The 23,473-nt window shown below is 63.5% G+C and carries 27 protein-coding genes and 1 riboswitch; of the genes, 25 read left to right on the forward strand and 2 right to left on the reverse strand.

What is annotated here, in order from left to right:
- Positions 1–127: 127 nt before the first annotated feature.
- Complete coding sequence (locus tag D0B32_RS30525) at positions 128–592, reverse strand: hypothetical protein (RefSeq protein WP_117338140.1); 465 nt, start codon at positions 590–592, stop codon at positions 128–130.
- 202 nt (positions 593–794) lie between these two features.
- The gene (locus tag D0B32_RS30530) at positions 795–2,546 is read right to left on the reverse strand and encodes an ABC transporter ATP-binding protein/permease (protein ID WP_117338046.1); all 1,752 of its coding nucleotides are present in this window, start codon (positions 2,544–2,546) and stop codon (positions 795–797) included.
- A gap of 399 nt (positions 2,547–2,945) precedes the next feature.
- A riboswitch (TPP riboswitch) is annotated at positions 2,946–3,057 on the forward strand.
- Positions 3,058–3,174: 117 nt separating this feature from the next.
- Here D0B32_RS30530 and D0B32_RS30535 point away from each other — a divergent pair.
- From D0B32_RS30535 to D0B32_RS30655, 25 genes are all read left to right on the forward strand, one after another.
- Positions 3,175–4,338, forward strand: coding sequence for an FAD-dependent oxidoreductase (locus D0B32_RS30535; RefSeq protein ID WP_117338047.1), 1,164 nt, complete (start codon positions 3,175–3,177; stop codon positions 4,336–4,338).
- Between the two features lie 84 nt (positions 4,339–4,422).
- Complete coding sequence (gene thiS / locus D0B32_RS30540; protein ID WP_117338141.1) at positions 4,423–4,620, forward strand: sulfur carrier protein ThiS; 198 nt, start codon at positions 4,423–4,425, stop codon at positions 4,618–4,620.
- A gap of 169 nt (positions 4,621–4,789) precedes the next feature.
- Complete coding sequence (locus D0B32_RS30545) at positions 4,790–5,605, forward strand: thiazole synthase (protein WP_117338048.1); 816 nt, start codon at positions 4,790–4,792, stop codon at positions 5,603–5,605.
- A complete protein-coding gene (gene thiE, locus D0B32_RS30550) occupies positions 5,602–6,717 on the forward strand; it encodes a thiamine phosphate synthase (RefSeq protein ID WP_117338049.1) in 1,116 nt (371 codons plus the stop codon). The genes D0B32_RS30545 and thiE overlap by 4 nt, the downstream gene beginning before the upstream one ends.
- Before the next feature lie 96 nt (positions 6,718–6,813).
- Positions 6,814–7,635: an ABC transporter ATP-binding protein gene (locus D0B32_RS30555; RefSeq protein ID WP_117338050.1), complete on the forward strand. Its 822-nt coding sequence runs from the start codon at positions 6,814–6,816 to the stop codon at positions 7,633–7,635.
- Positions 7,632–8,399: a lipid asymmetry maintenance ABC transporter permease subunit MlaE gene (gene mlaE, locus D0B32_RS30560; RefSeq protein WP_117338051.1), complete on the forward strand. Its 768-nt coding sequence runs from the start codon at positions 7,632–7,634 to the stop codon at positions 8,397–8,399. Before D0B32_RS30555 ends, mlaE begins: the two co-directional genes overlap by 4 nt.
- Positions 8,400–8,491: 92 nt before the next feature.
- Complete coding sequence (gene mlaD / locus D0B32_RS30565; protein WP_117338142.1) at positions 8,492–9,043, forward strand: outer membrane lipid asymmetry maintenance protein MlaD; 552 nt, start codon at positions 8,492–8,494, stop codon at positions 9,041–9,043.
- Between the two features lie 11 nt (positions 9,044–9,054).
- Complete coding sequence (locus D0B32_RS30570) at positions 9,055–10,053, forward strand: VacJ family lipoprotein (RefSeq protein WP_117338052.1); 999 nt, start codon at positions 9,055–9,057, stop codon at positions 10,051–10,053.
- 117 nt (positions 10,054–10,170) lie between these two features.
- Positions 10,171–10,800 carry a phospholipid-binding protein MlaC gene (locus D0B32_RS30575; RefSeq protein ID WP_117338053.1) on the forward strand — a complete coding sequence of 210 codons (630 nt, stop codon included), beginning with the start codon at positions 10,171–10,173 and terminating at the stop codon, positions 10,798–10,800.
- A complete protein-coding gene (locus tag D0B32_RS30580; protein WP_181969963.1) occupies positions 10,797–11,126 on the forward strand; it encodes a lipid asymmetry maintenance protein MlaB in 330 nt (109 codons plus the stop codon). The genes D0B32_RS30575 and D0B32_RS30580 overlap by 4 nt, the downstream gene beginning before the upstream one ends.
- Positions 11,127–11,353: 227 nt before the next feature.
- On the forward strand, positions 11,354–12,286 hold the full coding sequence (locus tag D0B32_RS30585; RefSeq protein ID WP_117338054.1) for an ABC transporter ATP-binding protein: 933 nt from the start codon (positions 11,354–11,356) through the stop codon (positions 12,284–12,286).
- Positions 12,283–13,065, forward strand: a complete 783-nt coding sequence (locus tag D0B32_RS30590) for an ABC transporter permease (protein WP_117338055.1) — start codon at positions 12,283–12,285, stop codon at positions 13,063–13,065. Before D0B32_RS30585 ends, D0B32_RS30590 begins: the two co-directional genes overlap by 4 nt.
- A 15-nt stretch (positions 13,066–13,080) precedes the next feature.
- Positions 13,081–13,326 carry a BolA family protein gene (locus D0B32_RS30595; protein ID WP_117338056.1) on the forward strand — a complete coding sequence of 82 codons (246 nt, stop codon included), beginning with the start codon at positions 13,081–13,083 and terminating at the stop codon, positions 13,324–13,326.
- Positions 13,327–13,437: 111 nt separating this feature from the next.
- Positions 13,438–14,700 (forward strand): UDP-N-acetylglucosamine 1-carboxyvinyltransferase, encoded by a 1,263-nt coding sequence (gene murA / locus D0B32_RS30600; protein ID WP_117338057.1) that lies wholly within the window; start codon positions 13,438–13,440, stop codon positions 14,698–14,700.
- Positions 14,697–15,395, forward strand: a complete 699-nt coding sequence (hisG, locus tag D0B32_RS30605) for an ATP phosphoribosyltransferase (RefSeq protein ID WP_117338058.1) — start codon at positions 14,697–14,699, stop codon at positions 15,393–15,395. Before murA ends, hisG begins: the two co-directional genes overlap by 4 nt.
- Before the next feature lie 136 nt (positions 15,396–15,531).
- Positions 15,532–16,863, forward strand: coding sequence for a histidinol dehydrogenase (gene hisD, locus D0B32_RS30610; RefSeq protein ID WP_117338059.1), 1,332 nt, complete (start codon positions 15,532–15,534; stop codon positions 16,861–16,863).
- Between the two features lie 152 nt (positions 16,864–17,015).
- Positions 17,016–18,086, forward strand: coding sequence for a histidinol-phosphate transaminase (gene hisC, locus D0B32_RS30615; protein ID WP_117338060.1), 1,071 nt, complete (start codon positions 17,016–17,018; stop codon positions 18,084–18,086).
- 113 nt (positions 18,087–18,199) lie between these two features.
- Entirely contained in the window at positions 18,200–18,787 is a 588-nt protein-coding gene (gene hisB / locus D0B32_RS30620) for an imidazoleglycerol-phosphate dehydratase HisB (protein WP_117338061.1), read from the forward strand.
- 62 nt (positions 18,788–18,849) lie between these two features.
- Positions 18,850–19,470, forward strand: coding sequence for a YchE family NAAT transporter (locus tag D0B32_RS30625; protein WP_117338062.1), 621 nt, complete (start codon positions 18,850–18,852; stop codon positions 19,468–19,470).
- Entirely contained in the window at positions 19,467–20,108 is a 642-nt protein-coding gene (hisH, locus tag D0B32_RS30630; RefSeq protein WP_117338063.1) for an imidazole glycerol phosphate synthase subunit HisH, read from the forward strand. The genes D0B32_RS30625 and hisH overlap by 4 nt, the downstream gene beginning before the upstream one ends.
- Positions 20,109–20,296: 188 nt before the next feature.
- Positions 20,297–21,049: a 1-(5-phosphoribosyl)-5-[(5-phosphoribosylamino)methylideneamino]imidazole-4-carboxamide isomerase gene (hisA, locus tag D0B32_RS30635; protein ID WP_117338064.1), complete on the forward strand. Its 753-nt coding sequence runs from the start codon at positions 20,297–20,299 to the stop codon at positions 21,047–21,049.
- Positions 21,050–21,332: 283 nt separating this feature from the next.
- Positions 21,333–22,106 (forward strand): imidazole glycerol phosphate synthase subunit HisF, encoded by a 774-nt coding sequence (hisF, locus tag D0B32_RS30640; protein ID WP_117338065.1) that lies wholly within the window; start codon positions 21,333–21,335, stop codon positions 22,104–22,106.
- Between the two features lies 1 nt (position 22,107).
- Positions 22,108–22,518, forward strand: a complete 411-nt coding sequence (gene hisI / locus D0B32_RS30645; RefSeq protein ID WP_181969960.1) for a phosphoribosyl-AMP cyclohydrolase — start codon at positions 22,108–22,110, stop codon at positions 22,516–22,518.
- A gap of 5 nt (positions 22,519–22,523) precedes the next feature.
- A complete protein-coding gene (locus D0B32_RS30650; protein WP_404935624.1) occupies positions 22,524–22,889 on the forward strand; it encodes a phosphoribosyl-ATP diphosphatase in 366 nt (121 codons plus the stop codon).
- 145 nt (positions 22,890–23,034) lie between these two features.
- The gene (locus D0B32_RS30655) at positions 23,035–23,430 is read left to right on the forward strand and encodes a hypothetical protein (protein WP_117338067.1); all 396 of its coding nucleotides are present in this window, start codon (positions 23,035–23,037) and stop codon (positions 23,428–23,430) included.
- Positions 23,431–23,473: the final 43 nt, after the last annotated feature.

Consider the following 23,473-nt stretch of genomic DNA (forward strand, 5'->3'; position numbering starts at 1 on the left):
TTGGCATTTTGCAGGCGCGGCAAAACCGCTTGTCCACCAGACGGCAGAGCGTAGCCATGAGCGCGAATGAATCACAATGCCATCCCTCGATGTGTCGGAGCACGAATGAAACGGAGCAGCGTCAGGTTCAGCGCGCGATGCGCAGACGCAGTTCGTTCGTGCCCTGCACGCTAGCCGTCACGTTGATGCGACGCTCGCCGCTGGTGACGATGAAGTGCTGGCGGGTTGGTGTGTTGAGGTCATGCACGACGGCCGGAAAACAGGCGGCGATGTCGGCGCCGAGTTCTTCGAGCGGATCGTTGACTACGCCATCGGCGTCCCAATGCGCGCGCCAGTGACAGTCGTACGCGTGTGAGTTGGCGCGGCAATCGTCGGCGCTGGCCACGCCCGGCAATTGCGCGGCGGGTTCATCGCGCAGTTGCTTGAAATCAGAGGCGGCGACGATGTGTTGCAGCGCCGGGCAGACGTTGGCGGGTTCCGGGGATTGGGCCATTTGCGCGGCATGGGCGCTGGCTGCCATCAGGAGCGCGGCAGTCGCGGTGCCGAACGCAACGGACGGCGCCGCCGCGTGTTGAGCGAGGGCGCGACTCATCTGCGTGAGTCGTTGAGTCAAGGGATTGAAGCAGCGGTCGAATGACATGGCGAGAGGTCCGGTAACGGTGATTGACGTGCGGTCCGGATACGTCTCGGTCCGCAGGTCAATCGTCGCCGCTTCGGGTCATTTTCAAAGCATGGAACAGCTTCAGCCGTTCGCAAATGCTTTCGAATTGTTCTCGCGTGTTTCGGGATGTTGCTCAGGCGGCAACCGGCTCACCTGACCGCTCGACTTCGAGCGTCTCTTCGTGGAACGCAGCCAGCGATTCGCTATGCGCGACGCTGACAATTGCCGCCTTCGGCAGACGCTCCGTGAAGAGGTGATACAGGCTCGCCTCGTTCGCGGCGTCGAGCGCGCTGGTGGCTTCGTCGAGGAACAGGTAGTCGGGCTTGTGCAGCAGCACGCGCGCGCCGGCGAGACGCTGTTGCTCGCCCGGCGACATTACGCGCGCCCAGTGAGCGGATTCTTCCAGCCGGTCCACGTATTCTTCCAGACGGCAGATGCGCAGGGCTTCGCGGCATTCGTCGTCGTTGTACGTTTCGGCCGGCGAGGGATACGTCAGCGCCGCTTTCAGCGTGCCGATGGGCATGTAGCTCTGCTGCGGGATGAACATCATGCGCGCATTCACGGGCGCGTCGATCGAGCCGTCGCCGAATGGCCACAAGCCTGCAAGCGCACGCATCAAGGTGCTCTTGCCCGAACCGGACGGACCGCGCACCAGCCAGCGCGAACCCGGTTGAATGGCGATATCGCGGATCTGCGAAAGCGCTTCGCCGTTCGGCAGCGCGAGCTTGAGGCCGCCGGTGGAGAGGCGGTCGGCGTCGACGTAGTGCAGATTGATGCCGCCGTGCACAGTAGCCGGCGAAACCGACTCCTTCAGATGCGAGGCGTGTACCACGCGTTTGAATTCGCGCAGACGGTTGACGGTAGCGCGCCAGTCGACGAGGCTGCCGTAACTGTTGATGAACCACGAGAACGAATCGCTGACCGTGCCGAACGCGCCCTGGATCTGCATCAACACGCCGAACGTGAAGGCGCCGGCGAAGTAGCGGGGCGAAGCGACCACGAGCGGGAAGATGATCGCGATCTGCCCATAAAAACTCAGCACGAAGCTCAGGCGCTTGGTGTACTTCATCACGCGCCACCAGTTGTCGCGAATGCGCTGGAAGACCGTGTGCGCATTCCCGCGTTCGGTGGCTTCGCCATCGTAGAACGCGATCTGTTCAGCGTTTTCACGCACGCGGATCAGGCCGAAGCGGAAGTCTGCCTCCACCTTCTGCTGCTGATACGTGATCGACACCAGCGGATGACCCAGCTTGTGGATCAGGAACGAACCGCCGAGCGCGTAGAGCGCGGCCACCCACACCATGTAGCCCGGAATCACGATGGGCATGCCGCCGAGACTCAAGGTCACCGCGCCAGCGAGACCCCAGAGAATGGTGACGAACGAGATCAGCGTGACGACCGTCGAAAGCAGATCCAGTGAGAGCGACAGGGAGCTGGTCGCGAAAGACTGCAGGTCGTCGCTGATACGCTGGTCGGGGTTGTCGGCGAGACGATCGCGTTCGATGCGGTAAAAGGCGCCGTCACCGAGCCATTCTTCGAGGTAGCGATTGGTGAGCCACTGGCGCCAGCGGAAGCCAAGCATCTGACGCAGATAACGGCCGTACACGAAGAGGATGATCATCGCAAACACGATGACCGAGAACACGGCCATGAGGTGCGGAAATTCGTGGACGTTCTTGGCCTGAAGCGCGTTGTAGAACTCGCCATTCCACGTGTTGAACTTCACGCTGAGCCAGACGTTGGTGAGGTTGATCGCCACGATGGCGAGCAGCAGACCCCACGCAACTTTCCATTCTTCAGAAACCCAGTAGGGCTTGATCAGACTCCAGGCAGAGACTTTTTCGTCTGGCTCTGGGGTGCCGGCAGGGGTGATATTGGGTGTCATGTGCATCCTGAAGAAATAGCGGTACTTCGGGGTGGCCCATTTGGGCCGGCCCGTCCGGGGTGGTCGGTCATGGGCCAACCCATTCCGGCATTGCGCATCCCGAACCGGGCTGTACTGGGCCTGTCCGTCCTGGGCCAGCCCCGCCGTGCCCGTCAACGTGTCTTGCCAACCAGCCCGGATGGCGCCCCGTCAAACGATTTCCGGATTCTGGCCCGGGTGCCTTAAGCGAAAATTAATGCTGGGGCCGTATCAGGTGGCTAAATGCGGCATTTCTGCTGGCATTGTGCCAGAGCGCCGAGGGGCGCCACATGAATTCCCGCAGCCGCCGGCACGGGCGCCGCCGCCTGTATCCTCCGGCCATCCGTTTGAGCCGTATCGGCTTTTATGGTCTAATGACCTTCGACGAAACAGGGGTGCTTTGTGCGCGGGCTGCACGCCGCGGCGAGGCTGAGAGAGACCCTTTGCACCCGATCCGGGTAATACCGGCGCGGGAAGTTTCCGGAAGTCAGTCATTCTTCCATTTCCCCGCCGGGCAGCTTCCGTCATTGGATGCGCTTCTTGCCCGGCCGGCTCGCCCGCCGGTTTCGTCCTTGGGTACGTGCGCTTTTTGCCGTACGGAAAGGATACGATGACCGCTCATTCTTCAGTTTATTGCCCCTCTTCTGATTTCGCTGTGCTCGGCGGCGGCCTGTGCGGCCGGCTGGTTGCGTGGCGGCTTGCCGGCGCGGGCTATCGCGTGGCGCTTTACGAGCGCGGCGACGCCGCCGGCTCGAACGCCGCAGCCTGGGTGGCAGCGGCCATGCTCGCGCCGCTCGCCGAAGCAGCCAGCGCTGAATTGCTGATCGCGCGCCTTGGCGCGACCTCGCTGGATACCTGGCCGCAGGTGCTGGCGGAGCTGCCCGAGCCGGTGTTTTTCCAGCGCAATGGCACGTTGGTCGTGTGGCATCACGCAGATCGGACCGAGGCACCGCTATTCGAGCGTCGGGTACGTGCGAATGCCCCGAGCGAGTTACTCGACGGTGGTTTCGTCGGGCTCTCGGGCGCGCAGATCAGTGCAACAGAGCCCGCGTTGACGGGCCGTTTCACACAAGGCTGGCTGCTGCCGCGTGAAGGACAACTAGATAATCGGCAGGTGCTCGCCGCGTTGGCCGCGGGCCTCGCCGAGCGTGGCGTTCAGACGCACTGGAACACCCCCGTGGATGAGCAGGCGCTGCCGGCCGCGCGAGTTACCATCGACTGCCGCGGCCTTGGGGCGAAGGCGGTGCTGCCCACGCTGCGTGGCATACGCGGCGAAGTGGCGCGCGTACACGCACCCGGCATCAATCTGACACGGCCGGTGCGCTTGCTGCATCCGCGCTATCCGTTGTACATCGCGCCGAAGCAGGACGATCTCTACGTGATCGGCGCCACCGAGGTGGAAGGCGAAGACATGTCGCCCGTCAGCGTGCGTTCCGCGCTGGAGTTGCTGAGCGCGGCGTTCTCGGTGCATCCTGGCTTCGGCGAGGCGCGCATACTCGAGCTGAATTCGCAGTGCCGCCCCACCTTGCCGGACCACCGTCCGGCGCTCGTCTGGGACGGTGCGCACACGCTGCGCGTGAATGGCCTCTACCGACACGGCTACATGATCGTGCCGGAAGTCGCCGACGAAGCGGTGCGCTTCGCGACGGCGCTGCTGGATGGCCGCATCGGCGACACCGACGCCTTTGCCGACTGGCGACGCGAGGCGCGCTGGAGCGAATTGTTCCAGCTCGATCGTCTCGACCGTGCGCCGCATGCGCACGTCCCGGCATGAGCATTGCGGGCTTTTTCATACCTTTGAGCGCGATGGTTGCTTGCCGCGCGCTCCGCATCACCGATTGAAACGTATTTGCACACCATGAACATTCATATCAATCAGAAGCCGCTCACGCTCCCGGATGGAGCGACCGTCGCCGATGCCCTGGCTGCCTTCGGCGCCCGTCCGCCTTTCGCGGTGGCGCTGAATGGCGATTTCGTGGCCCGTACCCAGCACGCAGCGCGCGCGCTGCAGGCGGGTGACAAGCTGGACGTCGTGCAACCGGTTGCCGGCGGCTGACAGACCGGGCGGTTGCGCCCGCACGAGTGGGCCACAGCGTTCGCGCCTGGAACGTCTGGAATGTATGGAATGAATCTTCGCAGGCGGCACGGCAAGTCACCGCTCGCGAACGGACAAACGGCTGCGTGTGCCCATGCCGCCGCGTATTGCCAGAAACAAGGATGACCCGATGACCTCTTCTCCCTCCGCCGACGCCCTCACGCTGTACGGCGAAACCTTCGCCAGCCGCGTGCTGCTCGGCACGTCACGCTATCCGTCGTTGCAGTCGCTGTCCGATTCGATCGACGCCGCGAAACCGGGCATGGTCACCGTTGCCCTGCGCCGTCAGATGAACGAGGGCGGCGCCGAAGCCGGCTTCTTCGATCTGCTCAAACGCCACGGCGTGCCGCTGCTGCCGAACACGGCCGGCTGCCAGAGCGTGAACGAAGCGGTCACGACCGCGCATATGGCGCGCGAAGTCTTCGAAACCGACTGGATCAAGCTCGAACTGATCGGCGACGACTACACGTTGCAGCCGGACCCGGTTGGCTTGATCGAAGCCGCTGCGCGACTCGTCAAGGACGGCTTCAAGGTGCTGCCGTACTGCACGGAAGATCTCGTGATTGGGCGCCGGCTGCTCGACGCCGGTTGCGAAGCGTTGATGCCGTGGGGCGCCCCCATCGGTACCGGCAAGGGCGTGATCAATCCGTACGGCTTGCGGGTTCTGCGCGACCGTCTGCCCGATGTGCCGTTGATCGTCGACGCCGGTCTCGGCGTGCCGTCGCATGCGGCTCAGGTCATGGAGTGGGGTTTCGACGGCGTGCTGCTGAACACGGCGGTCTCCCAAGCCACGCATCCCGAGGCGATGGCCCGCGCTTTCGCGCTGGGTGCCGAAGCAGGGCGTCAAGCTTATCTGGCCGGTCCGATGGCCGAACGTGAAGCCGCCCACGCGAGCACGCCGGTGGTCGGCATGCCGTTCTGGCATCAGGATGGGAGCGCCGCATGACGTCCAGCACGAAAGAGACTTTGCCGCTGGGGGGCCGCGATCTGTTCTGGCCGCCCGCCGATGAACTCACGGAAGCCGCCGAGCGTATCCGCGCACGCCTCGGTGACTGGCCGGCGTCGCATGTGGCCTGGCGCATTTGCCTCGCCGCGCCCGACGATGCGAACGGCGGCGACCTGATCGTCATCGCCGATGCGCAGCAGCACCTCGAACAGATTGCGCGCTGGCAGGTTCAGGGCGCGGGCGTGATCGAAGCCGCTGCGGGGCGGGCCACCTTGCATCTCGGTGGTGAGCGCTACGCGCTGGAAGGGCATCTGGCGGAAGACTGGATTCCGGCGCTGGCCGCGTTTCTGGATTGCGGTTTCGCGCCGCACGACGCGCTGGTGCTGGCAATGGCCTGGCGCGACGGCGACGAAACGACCGCCGCCGTCGACGCCTGGCCGTGCGACCTGACGCGTTTTCCGCGCGTGTCCGGCTTGCTGGCCGCACCGGCGCAAGCGTTCGCGCCGTGTCCGCCGCGCCTCGGTCTTTACCCGGTTCTGCCGACTGCAGAATGGGTGGAGCGCGTGGTCAGCTATGGCGTGAAGACGGTGCAGTTGCGTCGCAAGACAGCCGAGCCGGGCGTGCTGGTGCAGGAAATCGCCCGCTGCGTCGCGGCAGGTCATCAGCACGACGCCCAGGTGTTCATCAACGATCACTGGCAGGCGGCGCTGGCAGCTGGCGCGTACGGCGTGCATCTCGGCCAGGAAGACCTGCATGAGGCCGACCTCGCCTCGCTCGCGGCGGCCGGCATGCGCCTCGGCCTGTCGACGCACGGCTACTACGAAATTCTCACCGCGCTGCATTTCCGCCCCAGCTACATCGCGCTCGGCGCGGTCTTCCCGACCACCACCAAGGTGATGCCCACCGCGCCGCAGGGTTTGACGCGGCTCGCCCGTTATGTGCGTCTGCTGGGGGACGTGGTGCCGCTGGTGGCGATTGGCGGCATCGACCAGCAGGTGCTGCCGCAAGTGCTCGCCACGGGCGTTGGCAGCGCGGCCGTCGTGCGGGCCGTCACCGAGGCTGCCGACCCCTCTCTTGCAGTTTCCGCAATGCGTCAAGGGTTTACGCCATAATCGCGAAGCCCCGCTTATCGGGACAGGGCCCGTCACGGCAGCTTTTGCACGTTGGCCCTATAATCCGGCGTTCTGTGTAAAAGGATTGTTAGCTTCGTGCCTTCCTCTCCCGAGACCCTTCTCGAGCTGCGTGACGTCGACTTCGGTTATGGCGACCGGCTCGTCCTGTCGAACCTGAACCTGCGCTTCCAGCGCGGCCAGGTGGTGGCGGTCATGGGCGGCTCGGGTTGCGGCAAGACCACGGTCTTGCGTCTGATCGGCGGCCTCGTGCGTGCAAAGCGTGGCCAGATTCTGTTTCAAGGCCAGGATATCGGCGGGCAGACACGCGACGGGCTGTACGCGCTGCGTCGCAAGATGGGCATGCTGTTCCAGTTTGGCGCGTTGTTCACCGACATGTCCGTGTTCGAGAACGTGGCGTTTGCACTGCGCGAGCACACTGACCTTCCCGAAGAACTGATCCGCGACCTGGTGTTGATGAAGCTCAATGCCGTGGGTCTGCGCGGGGCGCGCGATCTCGCGCCGTCGGAGATTTCCGGCGGCATGGCGCGGCGCGTGGCATTGGCGCGCGCCATCGCGCTCGACCCCGAACTGATGATGTACGACGAGCCGTTTGCCGGCCTCGATCCCATTTCACTCGGCATTACGGCCAACCTGATTCGCGCGCTGAACCAGGCGCTCGGCGCTACCTCGATCCTGGTCACGCACGATGTGCCGGAATCGTTCGCGATTGCCGACTACGTCTATTTCCTCGCCAACGGCGGTGTCCACGCGGAAGGCTCGCCCGCGCAGTTGCGCGCGTCCACGGACCCGACCGTGCGCCAGTTCATCGACGGCGCGCCGGACGGCCCGTTCAAGTTCCACTATCCAAGCAACACGCCGCTTGCGGCAGACTTTGGCATCGGCGGAGGGCAGGCATGATCAGTACGATCGGACGCTCGGTGATCGGCGGCCTCGAAACGGCCGGCTACGCCACGCGCCTGTTCCTGCGGCTAGTGCTGCAGTTCTTCCCGCTGCTGCGCCGTCCGCGTCTTGTCACGAAGCAGATCCACTTCGTCGGTAACTATTCGCTGGTGATCATCGCGGTGTCCGGTTTGTTCGTCGGCTTCGTGCTCGGTCTGCAGGGCTACAACACACTGAACCGCTATGGTTCGGAGCAGGCGCTCGGTTTGCTGGTGGCGCTCTCGCTCGTGCGTGAACTCGGGCCGGTGGTCACCGCGCTGCTGTTCGCGGGCCGCGCCGGTACGTCGCTCACGGCGGAGATTGGTTTGATGAAGGCGGGCGAACAGCTCACCGCCATGGAAATGATGGCGGTCGACCCCGTCAAGATCGTGATCGCACCGCGCTTGTGGGCAGGCATCATCTCCATGCCGATCCTGGCCGCCATCTTCAGCGCGGTCGGCGTGTTCGGCGGTTATGTCGTGGGCGTGCTGATGATCGGCGTCGACGCCGGCTCGTTCTGGTCGCAGATGCAAGGCGGCGTGGACGTGTGGGCGGACGTCGGCAACGGCGTGATCAAGAGTATTGTGTTCGGCTTTGCGGTGACGTTCATCGCGCTCTTTCAGGGCTATGAAGCCAAACCGACGCCCGAGGGTGTATCGCGTGCCACGACCAAGACGGTCGTGTACGGATCGCTCGCGGTGCTCGGCCTCGATTTCCTGCTGACTGCATTGATGTTCAGCTAAAAAGCTGCGCCGCACGTTTTCCGCCGCGGGTGTCGATGCCCTCGCGTCGTGCGGGAAGCGTCGTGGGCGCAAGGATTCTCTTTGGGATGACGATGAAAAAGACTGCTCTCGACTTCTGGGTCGGCCTGTTCGTGGTGCTGGGTTTTGTAGCGCTGCTGTTTCTGGCGCTGAAGGCCGGCAACATGAGCTCGTTGTCGTTTCAGGCAACCTACCCGGTCAAACTGAAGTTCGACAATATCGGCGGCCTGAAGGCTCGCGCGCCGGTGAAAAGCGCGGGCGTGACGGTGGGCCGGGTCGATTCGATCAACTTCGACACGAATTCGTATCAAGCCCTGGTTACGATCGACATCGACAAGCAATACCAGTTTCCGAAGGACACCTCGGCGAAGATCCTGACGGCGGGTTTGCTTGGCGAGCAGTACATCGGTCTCGAACCGGGCGGCGACAGCGAAATGCTGAAAGCCGGCGACACGATCTCGATGACCCAGTCGGCCATCGTGCTCGAAAACCTCATTGGACAATTCCTGTATAGCAAGGCAGCTGACTCTGGCGCAGCCAAATCGGGCGCGTCCGCTGCGGCCCCTGCGCCGGCCATGCCCGCGCCGGCGCCGGCAGTGGCCGCATCGGCCGCGTCGGGTCAATAAGGAGAACAAGAATGCAGACCATGCGCGTCCGTAGTTCGGCGCTGGCGCTGGCCGCGGCAATGCTCGCGGGCTGTGCGACCGTTAATACGCCCACCAAGGGCGATCCGCTGGAAGGCCTGAACCGCTCGATCTTCACCTTCAACGACAAGGTGGATCAGTACGCGCTCAAGCCGGTGGCCCAAGGCTACGTGAAGATCACGCCGCAGCCGGTGCGCGATAGCGTGACCAACTTCTTCTCGAACATCGGCGACGTCTACGTCGCGGCGAATAACCTGCTGCAGTTGAAGATCACGGATGGCGTCGAAGACATCATGCGGATCGTCATCAACACCGTGTTTGGTGTGGGCGGCCTGTTCGACGTGGCCACTCTCGCGAAGCTGCCCAAGCACGACAACGACCTCGGCCTCACGCTCGGTCACTATGGCGTGCCTGCGGGTCCGTACCTGGTGCTGCCGCTGTTCGGGCCGAGCACGGTGCGCGATGCGGTGGGTTCGATTGGCGCCTACTACGTGAATCCGCTCTCTTATATTCACCCGGACGGCCTGAGCTGGGCGCTGTATGGCGTGAACATCGTCAACACGCGCGCCAACCTGCTGGGCGCGAGCGACGTGCTGGAAGGCGCCGCACTCGATAAATACTCGTTCGTGCGCAACGCTTATCTGCAACGGCGTAACTATTTGTTGTCGCAAGGAAAGGGCGGCTCGGCGGGCGCGGCATTGCCGGACTACGGCGACAATGCGCCGCTGCCCAAGTACGACGACTCGGAAAGTGGGGCGGCCGCGCCGGCAGCGGGCGCCACAGCCGCGCCTACGCCCGGGGCGGCGACTGCGCCAGCGGGCGCATCAGGTGCCGAAACGTCTGCAGTACCGGCGGCTGCGGGTGCGGTGCCTGCATCATCTGCTGAAGGCACGCCTCCCATTGATCTGAACGGCGGTCCGGAAACCACTCAGGTCCCAGCCGACCAGATCGTACCGCCGCGGTTGAATTTCCCGACATTCAGGCTGCATTGATTGTTGCTGCCGTAACACCTGGAAACGACTCTCGCAGTCTGGGCGTGGGATGCTAATGAACTCGCGCCCGGTTGCGGGCTCCAAGGTTTGCACTGTTATTTCAGCAAGGCTCTTAATATGAAAAAATTCCTTCTCGTTTCGTTGTTCTCGGCATTTGTTTCGTTCGGCGGCTCGGCTTTCGCGCAAGCCGTTGACAGCAGTTCGCCGGATGGCCTGGTGAAGACGGTCACCCAGCAGGTGGTCGACGCAGTGAAAAGCGACAAGTCGATCCAGCAGGGCGACATTTCGCATATCACCCAGCTGGTCAACGAAAAGATCCTGCCGTACACCGACTTCCGTCGTACCACGCAACTGGCAATGGGCCGCAACTGGCGCACCGCAACGCCTGAACAGCAGAACGCCGTGGTCGAGCAGTTCAAGATGCTGTTGATCCGCACGTATTCGGGCGCGCTGGCGCAGGTGAAGGATCAACAGATTCAATACAAGCCGTTCCGCATGAATCCGGACGACACCGACACGGTGGTGCGCTCCACGGTGATGAACAATGGCTCGCCCATCGAACTCGACTACCGTCTATACAAGACGCCGCAAGGCTGGCGCGTGTATGACATCAACGTGCTCGGCGCATGGCTCATCCAGGCGTATCAGCAGCAATTCAACGAGCAGATCCAGCAGCACGGCGTGGATGGCCTGATCCAGTTCCTCACGCAGCGCAACCAGCAGCTTGCTGCCGGCAAGCAATCGTGAGTACGGCAGCAAACGCTGAGGTCGGTTCGGCTGCCGGTCACGCCGGCCGCTTCGAAACCGGTTCGACGCTCACGCACGCGAGCGCGAAGGCTGCGCTCGCGGCCGGTCTGCAACGTATCTCAGCGGGCGCGCGCGGCGTGGACTGCGCGCCGCTCAAGCAATTCGATTCATCGGCGCTCGCTGTGCTGATCGCCTGGCAACGCGCCGCTCAGGCGCGCGGCGGCGCGCTCGACATCGTCAACCTGCCGGCTGGTCTCGCCAGTCTGGCGCATGCCTACGGCGTCGACGCCCTGCTGGGTCGCCTGACGCCCGCTCCCGCGCTTTAACGTCGCAAGGCGCGCCGCCGCCTCGCGCGGCGTGGGGCGGCTTTCCGCAACCCTCGGCGCGCTGCGTTGCCACCCTCGCATCAGCTTCCCAATCCCCCGGCTGAGTCGAGCGGTTCGACTTTGCCCTATAATCAAACGTTTTTTGGCGCTTCTAACGGGCCCCAATTTCGTTCCTCCCTGCACTTCGCACATCTATCAGGCGCCGTGATTTCAAGCGGCCCACAGTCATGCCAGCCATAGAAATTCGTAACGTCAAAAAGCGCTACAAAGAGCTTCAGGCGCTCAAGGGCGTCAGCCTCACGGTGGAAGAAGGCGAGTTCTTCGGACTGCTCGGTCCGAACGGCGCGGGCAAGACGACCCTCATCAGCATCCTCGCAGGACTCGCGCGCGCCGACGAAGGCAGCATCGCGGTGCGCGGTCATGATGTCGTCAACGATTTCCGCGACGCGCGGCGTGCGCTCGGTGTCGTGCCGCAAGAACTCGTATTCGATCCGTTCTTTACGGTGCGCGAAACCTTGCGTATTCAGTCCGGCTATTTTGGTCTGCGCAACAACGATGCGTGGATCGACGAAGTGATGGCCAATCTCGACCTCACCGAGAAAGCGGACGTCAACATGCGTGCGCTCTCCGGCGGCATGAAACGCCGCGTGCTGGTCGCGCAGGCGCTGGTGCACCGGCCGCCGGTGATCGTGCTAGACGAGCCCACCGCGGGCGTGGACGTCGAACTGCGTCAGACCTTGTGGAAATTCATTTCGCGTCTGAACCGCGAGGGTCACACGATCGTGCTGACCACGCACTATCTGGAAGAAGCCGAATCGCTGTGTGATCGCATTGCGATGCTGCGCCGTGGCGAAGTGGTCGCGCTCGAACGCACCAGCACGCTGCTGCAACGCTTCGCCGGCATGCAACTGTTCGTGCGCTTCGCGCAAGGCGTCCTGCCTGCCGAGCTGCGCCCGCTCGAAGTCGAAGTTGGCGCGAGCAACGGCAACGGCCGGCAACATCTGCTGCGTCTGTCGAGCTACGACGAAGTCGAGCGGATTCTCGCGCAATGCCGCAACGCGGGTTGCACGTTCGAAGAAATCGAGGTGCGCAAAGCCGACCTCGAAGATGTGTTCGTTCAGGTGATGAACGGTCCGGAAGTGATCGAGGGGCTGGCATGAGCAGCGTGAGCAGTTTCAGTGGTTTCAGCGGTTTTAGAACGCTGTTTTACAAGGAAATCCTGCGGTTCTGGAAGGTGTCGTTCCAGACCGTGCTGGCGCCGGTCATTACCGCATTGCTGTATCTGACCATCTTCGGCCACGCATTGCGCGGCCATGTGCAGGTCTATCCCGGCGTCGAATACACGAGCTTCCTGATTCCCGGTCTGGTGATGATGAGCGTCTTGCAGAACGCATTCGCCAACAGTTCGTCGTCGCTAATCCAGTCCAAGATCACCGGCAACCTGGTATTCGTGCTACTGCCGCCGTTGTCCCACTATGAGATGTACTTCGCCTATGTGCTGGCGTCGGTGGTGCGTGGGCTCGCGGTCGGGTTCGGCGTGTTTATCGTGACGATCTGGTTCGTGCCGGTGAGCTTCAACGCGCCGCTCCTGATCGTTGCATTCGCGGTGCTGGGCGCGGCCATTCTCGGCACACTCGGACTCATCGCAGGTATCTGGGCCGAGAAGTTCGACCAGCTCGCCGCGTTCCAGAATTTCCTGATCATGCCGCTCACGTTCCTCTCGGGCGTGTTCTATTCGACGCATACGCTGCCGCCGGTGTGGCGCGAAGTGTCGCGGCTCAATCCTTTTTTCTACATGATCGACGGCTTTCGCTACGGTTTCTTTGGGGTGTCGGATATCGACCCGCTCGTGAGCCTGGCCATTGTCTTTGGTTTCTTCGTGGTGCTGGCGGCCGTGGCGATGCGCATGCTCGCCACTGGCTACAAGCTGCGCCACTGACGAGGAGCATTCCCCATGTCCACATTGCCGACTCCTGAACAGGTCAAGCAATACATTGCCGGCGGGCTCGCCTGCGAGCATCTCGAAGTGGAAGGCGACGGCCAGCATTTCTTTGCGACCATCGTTTCGCCGAGCTTCGAGGGCAAGCGCTTGATCCAGCGTCATCAACTGGTTTATGCCGCGCTCGGCGACCGCATGAAGCAGGAAATCCACGCGCTCAGCATGAAGACGCTGACGCCCGCCGAATGGCAAAACGCGTAATCTGGAACGTTAGTGCGAATTACTCAAGACAGGCGTGAAGCCGGCAGCGGCACCGCCGCGATGAGCCACACAGCCTCGGCAGCGGGCCGGGCAGATCAGGAACTGACAGGTATGGACAAACTCGTGATTGAAGGCGGCCAGCGGCTGGCCGGTGAGATCGTCGTGTCAGGAGCAAAGAATGCCGCGTTGCCGATCCTGTGCGCAGGGTTGCTGAGTGCGGAGCCGGTGCATCTCGAGAACGTGCCGGATCTGCAGGACGTGCGCACCACGCTCAAGCTGCTCAACCAGATGGGTGTGCGCACGGAGTCCAACGAGTGCCGTGTCTCGCTCGACGCATCGAAGGTCGACAACCTCGTCGCGCCCTACGAGCTGGTCAAGACGATGCGCGCCTCGATTCTCGTGCTCGGGCCGCTGCTCGCACGCTTTGGCGAAGCGAAGGTGTCGTTGCCAGGCGGTTGTGCGATCGGCGCACGGCCGGTCGATCAGCACATCAAGGGCTTGCAGGCGATGGGCGCGGACATCACGATCGAGCACGGTTTCATCGAAGCGCGTGCCAAGCGTCTGAAGGGCGCGCGCATCGTGACCGACATGATCACCGTCACGGGCACTGAAAACCTGCTGATGGCCGCGGTGCTCGCCGACGGCGAAACCGTCATCGAAAACGCGGCGCGCGAACCGGAAGTGGGCGACCTCGCGCAACTGCTGGTGCAGATGGGCGCGAAGATCGACGGTATCGGCACGGACCGGCTGGTGATCCAGGGCGTCGACAAGCTGCACGGCGCAAAGCACACGGTAATCCCGGACCGTATCGAAGCCGGCACCTTCCTGTGCGCCGTGGCCGCAGCGGGTGGTGACGTGGTGTTGCGCCACGTGCGTCCGCTGATCCTCGAAGCCGTCACGGAAAAACTGCGCGAAGCGGGCGTGACCATCGAAGAAGGTGACGACTGGATGCGCGTGCGCATGAGCGGGCGTCCGCATCCGGTGAGCCTGCGCACCTCCGAATACCCCGCCTTCCCGACCGACATGCAGGCCCAGTTCATGGCGCTCAACACGATCGCGAACGGGACCTCGCAAGTGGTCGAGACCATCTTCGAAAATCGCTTCATGCATGTGCAGGAGTTGAACCGCCTGGGCGCGAACATCACCATTGACGGCAACACGGCGCTCGTCACGGGCGTGGACAAGTTGTCCGGCGCCAAGGTGATGGCTACCGACCTGCGTGCCTCCGCGAGTCTCGTGATTGCCGGCATGCGCGCGGAAGGCGAGACGCTGATCGACCGTATCTATCACCTGGATCGTGGCTACGACCGGATGGAATCGAAGCTCACAGCCGTTGGCGCAAAGGTGCGCCGCATCAAAGGGAGCGCCGCATGAGCGCGCAGCCGCAAACCTCGTCGTCACCGGCCGTGAGCGCGCCGCTGACACTCGCGCTGTCAAAAGGGCGTATCTTCGAAGAGACGTTGCCGCTGCTGGCCGCGGCCGGCGTCGAGGTGGCTGAAGACCCGGAGACTTCGCGCAAGCTGATTCTGCCGACCACGGACGCCAACCTGCGCGTGATCATCGTGCGTGCTACGGATGTGCCGACCTACGTCGAGTACGGCGCGGCCGACTTCGGCGTGGCGGGCAAAGATGTGTTGCTCGAACACGGCGGCAGTGGCCTGTATCAGCCAGTGGATCTGGATATCGCGCGCTGCCGGATGTCGGTTGCCGTCAAGGCAGGTTTCGATTATGCGAACGCGGTGCGCCAAGGTGCGCGGCTGCGCGTTGCCACGAAGTACGTGGAAACGGCACGTGAGCATTTCGCGGCCAAAGGTGTGCACGTCGACCTGATCAAGCTGTACGGCTCGATGGAACTCGCGCCGCTGGTGGGACTGGCAGACGCGATCGTCGACCTGGTCAGCTCGGGCGGCACGCTGCGCGCCAACGATCTGGTGGAAGTGGAAGAGATCATGCAGATTTCCTCGCGACTGGTGGTGAACCAGGCCGCGCTCAAGCTCAAGCGCGCCGCGCTGCGTCCGTTTCTCGACGCGTTCGAACGCGCGTCGCAGCACGGTCACGCAGCGGTCTGAGCAAACGGCGGCGGCAAAGAACCGCGCATTGAAACTGCAAAGTTGTCCGAACTTGCTTTGAAGCCGTCGCCTTGAAGTAGTTGCCCTGAAGTAGCCTGAGACGTGTCAGGCGCGCCTTACCGAAACGGATACCAGCATGTCTATCAAGATTCGCAAACTCGATTCCAGCACTTCCGACTTCCGGAAATCGCTGCACGCGGTGCTCGCGTTCGAGGCGAGCGAAGACGAAGCGATCGAGCGCTCGGTCGCGCAGATTCTGGCCGACGTGGAGGCGCGGGGCGACGACGCGGTGCTGGAGTACACCAACCGCTTCGACCGTCTCAGCGCGCCGAGCGTCGCGTCGCTCGAACTGCCGATGGCCGAACTCGAAGCCGCGCTCGAAGGGCTCGACCCACGCCGCCGTGCCGCGCTCGAAGCGGCCGCCGCGCGCGTGCGTGGCTATCACGAGAAGCAGAAGATCGAATGCGGCAGCCATAGCTGGCAATACACGGAGTCGGACGGCACGGTACTCGGTCAGAAGGTAACGCCGCTCGACCGCGCCGGTATTTATGTGCCGGGCGGCAAGGCGGCTTATCCGTCGTCGGTGTTGATGAACGCCATTCCGGCGCGCGTGGCCGGCGTGCGCGAAATCGTCATGGTGGTGCCAACGCCCGAGGGCGTGAAGAATCCCTTGGTGCTGGCGGCGGCGCTGCTGGGTGGCGTGGACCGCGTGTTCACGATTGGCGGCGCGCAGGCAGTGGGTGCGCTGGCGTATGGCACGGCCACCGTGCCGGCAGTCGACAAGATTTGCGGGCCGGGCAACGCGTATGTCGCCTCGGCCAAGCGCCGCGTATTCGGCACCGTGGGCATCGACATGATCGCGGGGCCGTCGGAAATCCTCGTGCTGTGCGACGGCACCACAGACCCGCGCTGGGTCGCGATGGACCTGTTCTCGCAGGCCGAGCATGACGAACTCGCGCAATCCATCCTGCTGTGCCCGGACGATGCGTTCATTGCCCGCGTGCACGACGCCATCAACGAACTGCTGCCGAGCATGCCGCGCCGCGATGTAATCCAGGCGTCGCTCGAAGGCCGTGGCGCGCTCATCAAGGTGCGCGACATGGCGGAAGCCTGCGCGATTGCCAACGACATCGCGCCGGAACACCTCGAAATCTCCGCGCTGGAACCGCATCAATGGAGCAAGCTGATCCGCCATGCCGGCGCGATCTTCCTTGGCCGCTACACGAGCGAGAGCCTCGGTGACTACTGCGCGGGCCCGAACCATGTGTTGCCTACGTCTCGTACCGCACGGTTTTCGTCGCCGCTCGGCGTCTATGATTTCTTCAAGCGTTCGAGCGTCATCGAGGTCAGCGCGGAGGGCGCGCAAACGCTCGGTGAGATTGCGGCGGAACTGGCGTATGGCGAAGGCTTGCCGGCACATGCCCGCAGTGCCGAGTACCGCATGAAGCATGGCGGCAAGGGCGACTGAGGACGAAAGATGGCGACTGGGCGCGCTTGCCGCGCCTGCCAGATTCCTCACGCCAGCCCGCTGTCTGGCGCACAACCATAACATTGACCAACTTGAGCGGTTCTCGCGCCGCTCTCGTCTCGCCGGGCCCACGTGGGCCGGCTCGCTGACTCATGACAACACCTCAAGACATCATTCGCCGCGACGTACTCGCGATGACGAGCTATCCCGTTCCGGACGCTGCGGGCTTCGTGAAGCTCGACGCCATGGAGAATCCGTTTTCGCTGCCCGCGCCGCTCGCCGCGCAACTCGGCGAGCGTCTTGCGAGTGTCGCGCTGAACCGCTATCCGGCCCCGCGGCCGGAGGCGTTGCTCGAGAAGATCAAGCGCACGATGCAGGTGCCGGCAAATTGCGATGTACTGCTGGGTAACGGCTCGGATGAGATCATCAGCATGATGTCGATGGCCTGTGCGAAGCCGGGCGCGAAGGTGCTGGCGCCGGTGCCGGGCTTCGTGATGTATCAGCTCTCCGCGAAACTGGCCAACCTCGAATTCGTCGGCGTGCCGCTCAAGGCCGATTTCACCCTCGACACCGAAGCGATGCTCGCCGCGATTGCCGAGCACGAACCGGCGATCATCTACCTGGCCTACCCGAACAATCCAACCGGCACGCTGTACGACGACGCCGACGTGGAGCGCATCATCGCCGCCGCGGACAAGAGCCTCGTGGTGATCGACGAGGCCTACCAGCCGTTTGCGCAGCAAAGCTGGCTGCCGCGCGCCGACGCCTACGACAACGTGGTCGTCATGCGCACGGTGTCGAAGCTCGGTCTCGCGGGCATTCGCCTGGGTTACCTGGCGGGACGCTCGGCCTGGTTGACCGAGTTCGACAAGGTGCGGCCTCCTTACAATGTGAATGTGCTGACCCAGGCCACCGCCGATTTCCTGCTCGACCATCTCGATGTGCTCGATGCGCAAGCCGCGCAATTGCGCGACGAGCGCACGCGGCTCGCCCATGCCGTGGCGGAGTTGCCGGGTGCGGAAGTGTTTCCGAGCGCGGGTAACTTTCTGCTGGTGCGCGTTCCGGACGCGTCAGCGACGTTCGAAACCCTGCTCACGGCTCGGGTTTTGATCAAAAACGTGAGTAAAATGCATCCATTGCTGGCAAATTGCGTACGTCTGACGGTCGGTTCCCCTGAAGAAAACGCGCAATTGGTGGCCGCATTGAAGCTGGTGCTGCATTGATGGCGTGCTGTCGCGCGTAGCGGTTCGCACAGCGGCCACCGTGGTCACAGCGGCTACAGCGCGCGGCGTTCCCTTCATCCCCTTTCTTTCATAGTCAGATTCGAGGAATTACCATGCGCCAGGCGGAAGTCGTTCGCGACACTAGCGAAACGCAGATCCGTATCAAGATCAATCTGGACGGCACCGGCAAGCAAAAGCTCGCCACCGGCGTGCCGTTCCTCGACCACATGCTCGACCAGATCGCACGGCATGGATTGATCGATCTCGACATCGAGGCGCATGGCGACACGCATATCGACGACCATCACACGGTCGAAGACGTCGGCATCACGCTGGGGCAGGCGGTCGCGAAGGCCGTGGGCGACAAGAAGGGCATCCGTCGCTATGGTCATTCCTACGTGCCGCTCGACGAGGCGCTCTCGCGTGTCGTGATCGACTTTTCCGGTCGGCCGGGCCTCGAATTCCATGTCCCGTTCACGCGTGCGCGTATCGGCACGTTCGACGTCGATCTCTCCATCGAATTTTTCCGCGGCTTCGTGAATCACGCCGGCGTGACCCTGCATATCGACAACCTCCGTGGCCTGAACGCCCATCATCAGATGGAAACGGTGTTCAAGGCGTTCGGACGCGCGCTGCGCATGGCGGTCGAACTGGACGAGCGCGCGGCGGGGCAGATTCCGTCCACCAAGGGTAGTCTCTAGACAAAGCGTAAAACGCAGGACGAACCGGACCGGGTGCGCGCCTTGCGGGTGCCCGGCTTGCGATGGATATCCTCAAGTCGTTTATCTCGCTGTTGGCGCTGATCAATCCGGTCGGCGCCATTCCGTTCTTCATGAGCCTGACGGCCGAGCAGTCGGACACGGAACGGCGCAAGACGATCCGGATCGCGGCCATTTCGGTGTTCTGCGTGATCGCGGTGACGACGCTGCTCGGTCAGCGGATCATCAGCTTTTTCGGTATCTCGGTTGGCTCGTTGCAGGTGGGCGGCGGCATCATCATGCTGTTGATGGCAATCAACATGCTGAACGCGCAGATCGGCAACAGCCGCTCCACGCCGGAGGAGCGCCACGAAGCACAGCAGAAGGACAACATCGCGGTGGTCCCGCTCGCCATCCCCCTGCTGACGGGGCCGGGCGCGATCAGCACGGTGATTATCTATTCGGCCGACTCGCCACATTGGTACGACCGGGTTAGTCTGATCGTGATTGGCGCCGTGCTCGCGGCGCTGTGCTTCTTTTCGCTGCGGCTTGCCGAGCCGATTGCCCGCTGGGTCGGGCAAACGGGCATCAACATCGGCACGCGGTTGATGGGTTTGATGTTGTCCGCGCTGGCGGTGGAGTTCATCGTCAACGGTCTGAAGGCGCTACTGCCTAATTTGAAATGAAAACTTCGATAGCGATTGTGGATTACGGAATGGGCAACCTGCGTTCGGTCGCCCAGGCGTTGCGCAAGGCCGCGCCGGAAGCGGACGTGGCGATCGTCGACCGTCCCGAAGCGATCCGCGCGGCGGACCGCGTGGTATTGCCGGGCCAGGGCGCAATGCCGGATTGCATGCGCAGCCTCGCCGAGTCCGGCTTGCAGGAAGCCGTGGTCGAGGCGTCACGCAGCAAGCCGTTGATGGGCGTATGCGTGGGCGAGCAGATGCTGTTCGACTGGAGCGCCGAGGGCGATACGCCGGGGCTGGGGCTGCTGCCCGGCAAGGTGGTGCGCTTCGAACTGGAGGGCCAGACCCAGGACGACGGCTCGCGCTTCAAGGTGCCGCAGATGGGCTGGAACCGCGTGCGCCAGGCGCAGCCGCATCCGTTGTGGGATGGCGTCGAGGACGGCAGCTTCTTCTACTTCGTCCACAGTTATTACGTTGTACCGGATAACGCCGCGCATACGTCGGGCGAGACCGTGTATGGCGCGCCGTTCACCTCGGCGGTGGCACGGGACAACATTTTCGCCACCCAGTTTCACCCCGAAAAGAGCGCCGAAGCAGGGCTGCGAGTGTATCGCAACTTCGTGCACTGGAAGCCGTGAGCGCCTGCCATGCCCCGTCCATTCCCGGCTCCGCGCAGGTTGCGGAGCACGGATCGACGCGCCTGGACCGTGTCCAGCGGGATGGGCAGCGAGTTGTACTAAACTAGCGAAACGGTACGCGCACCGGGTTACCACCCGACGCAAACCGGCCGACTTTAAACCTTCTTCCCTGACAACACCCGATTGCTATGCTGCTGATTCCCGCCATCGACCTGAAAGATGGTCAGTGTGTACGCCTCAAACAGGGCGACATGGACCAGGCGACGATTTTCTCCGAGGAACCGGCGGCGATGGCCCGACATTGGGTCGACCGCGGCGCCCGGCGCCTGCATCTGGTCGACCTGAATGGCGCTTTTGCCGGTAAGCCGAAGAACGAAGACGCGATCCGCGCGATCATCGATGAAGTGGGTGGCGAGATTCCCGTCCAGTTGGGCGGCGGCATCCGCGACCTGAACACCATCGAGCGCTATCTGGACGACGGTCTGTCGTACGTGATCATCGGCACTGCGGCGGTGAAGAATCCTGGATTCCTGCAGGATGCCTGCACGGCGTTCGGCGGCCATATCATCGTCGGTCTCGACGCGAAAGACGGCAAGGTCGCCACGGACGGCTGGAGCAAGCTCACCGGCCACGAAGTCGCGGACCTCGCGCGCAAGTTCGAGGACTACGGCTGCGAGTCGATCATCTACACCGACATCGGCCGCGACGGCATGCTGCAAGGCATCAACATCGACGCCACTGTGCGGCTTGCGCGGGCGGTGAAGATTCCGGTGATCGCCAGCGGCGGCCTGTCGAATCTGGCCGACATCGAGGCCTTGTGCGAAGTGGAAGTGGAAGGCATCGAAGGCGTGATCTGCGGGCGCGCGATCTATTCGGGCGATCTGGACTTCGCGGCGGCCCAATCGCACGCCGACAAGCTGCGCGAATCGGACGACGCCTGAGAAACGGCAAGCGGGCGCGGCAGCGTGGCATCACGGTCAAGGCGGGTGGAGAGCAGGCGTCCTGGCGTCGAAGTTTGGCGCGGTCCGGTTTGATCCGGCGCGGTGCGCAGGTAGCAAGGCGCGGCCAGCACGGCTTCCCTGGTCATCCCTGCATGCGCTCTGTCCGTCAGCCGGCTAGCCGGCTAGCCTGTTTGGCCGCCCAGCCCGGCATCAAAGCGCGCCGGCACTGTGCCGCTCACCTCTGAGCGGCCCCATCAGCGGTATTGGCAAGTATTTGAAGGTCATGGCTCTAGCTAAACGCATCATCCCCTGTCTCGACGTCACGGCTGGACGCGTGGTGAAGGGCGTCAACTTCGTCGAACTGCGCGACGCCGGCGACCCCGTGGAGATTGCCCGTCGCTACGACGAACAGGGCGCCGACGAACTCACCTTCCTCGACATTACCGCGACCTCGGATCAGCGCGATCTGATCCTGCCGATCATCGAGGCGGTGGCTTCGCAGGTGTTCATTCCGCTCACGGTTGGCGGCGGCGTGCGCGCGGTCGAAGATGTGCGGCGCCTGCTTAACGCGGGCGCGGACAAGATCAGCATGAATTCATCTGCGGTGGCGAACCCGCAACTGGTGCGCGACGCGACGGACAAATACGGTTCGCAATGCATTGTCGTGGCGATCGACGCCAAGCGCGTTTCCGCCGATGGCGAGCAACCCCGCTGGGAAGTTTTCACGCACGGCGGGCGCAAGGCCACCGGCATCGAAGCCGTGGAGTGGGCGCGCAAGATGGCCGAACTCGGCGCCGGCGAAATCCTGCTCACCAGCATGGACCGCGACGGCACCAAGAGCGGCTTCGATCTGGCGCTGACGCGTGCGGTCTCGGACGCCGTGCCGATTCCGGTGATCGCGTCGGGCGGCGTCGGCTCGCTGCAACACCTGGCCGACGGCATCACGAGCGGTCACGCGGACGCGGTGCTCGCAGCGAGCATCTTCCACTATGGCGAACACACGGTCGGCGAAGCCAAGCGCTTCATGGCCGGACAAGGCATCTCGGTGAGGTTGTAACGTGGTGAATCCAACGGCCGTCGACTGGCTCGACAAGGTGAAGTGGGACGCGAACGGGCTCGTGCCGGTCATCGCGCAGGAAGCGTCGAGCAACGACGTGCTGATGTTCGCGTGGATGAACCGCGAGGCCCTGTCGAAGACCGTCGAGACCGGCCGCGCGGTGTATTTCTCGCGCTCGCGGCAACGCCTGTGGTTCAAGGGCGAGGAGTCCGGCCACGTGCAGCAGGTGCACGAGGTGCGGCTCGATTGCGACGAGGACGTCGTGCTGCTGAAGGTGGAGCAGGTGTCGGGCATCGCCTGTCACACCGGCCGCCATTCATGCTTTTTCCAGAAATTCGAAGGCACGGTGGAAGACGGCGGCTGGGTCGCGGTCGATCCCGTGCTGAAAGACCCCGAACAGATCTACAAATGACGCAAATTTCGCCTTCCACGCAGGACACGCTGCTGCGGCTTGCCGCGACCATCGACAGCCGCAAGGGCGGCGATCCCGACGTATCCTATGTGTCGCGCCTGTTTCACAAGGGCGACGACGCGGTCCTCAAGAAGATCGGTGAGGAAGCGACCGAAGTCGTGCTTGCTGCCAAAGACGTGCGGCAGGGCGGCGCGCCGAAGGCGCTGGTCGGCGAGGTGGCCGATCTGTGGTTCCATTGTCTCGTGATGCTGTCGCATTTCGATCTGAGCCCCGCCGATGTGCTGGCCGAACTCGAGCGCCGCGAAGGCATGTCCGGGATCGAAGAGAAAGCCTTGCGCAAGAGCCGGGATCGCGAGCAGAACGGCGAATGAGCGGCGAATGAGTGGCGAATGAGCCGGGCGTGACCCGACGCGCCGGTTCACGGCCACTGGCCGCCGCCACGAAGCTGCACCGTCGCGAAGCCGCAATGCCGCTAAACCACTGAGCCGCACCCCGAATCATCAGGAGGACGCACGCATGGAACAGTCGCAAGGTGGATATCCGCCGCCAACGTATCGCAACGCGCTCGAGTCCGAGCAGGAGCGCAGCCTGCGCACGCTGACGCACGTGCTGTACGCGCTCTACGCTGTCTACTGGCTGACGGGCGGCATCTCGGTGCTGATCGCCATCATTATCAACTACGTGAAGCGCGCGGATGTCGTGGGCACGCCCTACGAGGCGCACTTCCAGTGGCAGATCCGCACCTTCTGGTGGTGCATGCTCGGTTATCTGATCGGCGGCCTGCTGTTTTTCGTGGTGATCGGCATTCCGATCCTGTGGGCTGTCGGCATCTGGATGTTGTACCGTATTATCAAAGGCTGGCTGTATCTGTACGATAACAAGCCGCTGCTGAATCCGCGGGCATGGTACTGACGGCTTTGAGCCCACCGCGTTGCCCGTTTGCGCCTCAGGACTA

Origin of the sequence: Paraburkholderia sp. DHOC27 (assembly GCF_003429005.1) — a bacterium.
Lineage (GTDB): Bacteria > Pseudomonadota > Gammaproteobacteria > Burkholderiales > Burkholderiaceae > Paraburkholderia.

What these genes read in the sequence shown, in the direction of transcription:
- hisF (WP_117338065.1), top strand. Translation starts at nt 21,333, where the DNA reads ATGGCTCTAGCTAAACGCATCATCCCCTGTCTCGACGTCACGGCTGGA.
- mlaE (WP_117338051.1), top strand. Translation starts at nt 7,632, where the DNA reads ATGATCAGTACGATCGGACGCTCGGTGATCGGCGGCCTCGAAACGGCC.
- D0B32_RS30530 (WP_117338046.1), bottom strand. Translation starts at nt 2,546, where the DNA reads ATGACACCCAATATCACCCCTGCCGGCACCCCAGAGCCAGACGAAAAA.
- D0B32_RS30570 (WP_117338052.1), top strand. Translation starts at nt 9,055, where the DNA reads ATGCAGACCATGCGCGTCCGTAGTTCGGCGCTGGCGCTGGCCGCGGCA.
- D0B32_RS30625 (WP_117338062.1), top strand. Translation starts at nt 18,850, where the DNA reads ATGGATATCCTCAAGTCGTTTATCTCGCTGTTGGCGCTGATCAATCCG.
- D0B32_RS30535 (WP_117338047.1), top strand. Translation starts at nt 3,175, where the DNA reads ATGACCGCTCATTCTTCAGTTTATTGCCCCTCTTCTGATTTCGCTGTG.
- D0B32_RS30525 (WP_117338140.1), bottom strand. Translation starts at nt 592, where the DNA reads ATGAGTCGCGCCCTCGCTCAACACGCGGCGGCGCCGTCCGTTGCGTTC.
- D0B32_RS30585 (WP_117338054.1), top strand. Translation starts at nt 11,354, where the DNA reads ATGCCAGCCATAGAAATTCGTAACGTCAAAAAGCGCTACAAAGAGCTT.
- hisB (WP_117338061.1), top strand. Translation starts at nt 18,200, where the DNA reads ATGCGCCAGGCGGAAGTCGTTCGCGACACTAGCGAAACGCAGATCCGT.
- hisA (WP_117338064.1), top strand. Translation starts at nt 20,297, where the DNA reads ATGCTGCTGATTCCCGCCATCGACCTGAAAGATGGTCAGTGTGTACGC.
- D0B32_RS30575 (WP_117338053.1), top strand. Translation starts at nt 10,171, where the DNA reads ATGAAAAAATTCCTTCTCGTTTCGTTGTTCTCGGCATTTGTTTCGTTC.
- thiE (WP_117338049.1), top strand. Translation starts at nt 5,602, where the DNA reads ATGACGTCCAGCACGAAAGAGACTTTGCCGCTGGGGGGCCGCGATCTG.
- mlaD (WP_117338142.1), top strand. Translation starts at nt 8,492, where the DNA reads ATGAAAAAGACTGCTCTCGACTTCTGGGTCGGCCTGTTCGTGGTGCTG.
- thiS (WP_117338141.1), top strand. Translation starts at nt 4,423, where the DNA reads ATGAACATTCATATCAATCAGAAGCCGCTCACGCTCCCGGATGGAGCG.
- D0B32_RS30655 (WP_117338067.1), top strand. Translation starts at nt 23,035, where the DNA reads ATGGAACAGTCGCAAGGTGGATATCCGCCGCCAACGTATCGCAACGCG.
- D0B32_RS30590 (WP_117338055.1), top strand. Translation starts at nt 12,283, where the DNA reads ATGAGCAGCGTGAGCAGTTTCAGTGGTTTCAGCGGTTTTAGAACGCTG.
- hisG (WP_117338058.1), top strand. Translation starts at nt 14,697, where the DNA reads ATGAGCGCGCAGCCGCAAACCTCGTCGTCACCGGCCGTGAGCGCGCCG.
- D0B32_RS30595 (WP_117338056.1), top strand. Translation starts at nt 13,081, where the DNA reads ATGTCCACATTGCCGACTCCTGAACAGGTCAAGCAATACATTGCCGGC.
- hisC (WP_117338060.1), top strand. Translation starts at nt 17,016, where the DNA reads ATGACAACACCTCAAGACATCATTCGCCGCGACGTACTCGCGATGACG.
- hisD (WP_117338059.1), top strand. Translation starts at nt 15,532, where the DNA reads ATGTCTATCAAGATTCGCAAACTCGATTCCAGCACTTCCGACTTCCGG.
- murA (WP_117338057.1), top strand. Translation starts at nt 13,438, where the DNA reads ATGGACAAACTCGTGATTGAAGGCGGCCAGCGGCTGGCCGGTGAGATC.
- D0B32_RS30545 (WP_117338048.1), top strand. Translation starts at nt 4,790, where the DNA reads ATGACCTCTTCTCCCTCCGCCGACGCCCTCACGCTGTACGGCGAAACC.
- hisH (WP_117338063.1), top strand. Translation starts at nt 19,467, where the DNA reads ATGAAAACTTCGATAGCGATTGTGGATTACGGAATGGGCAACCTGCGT.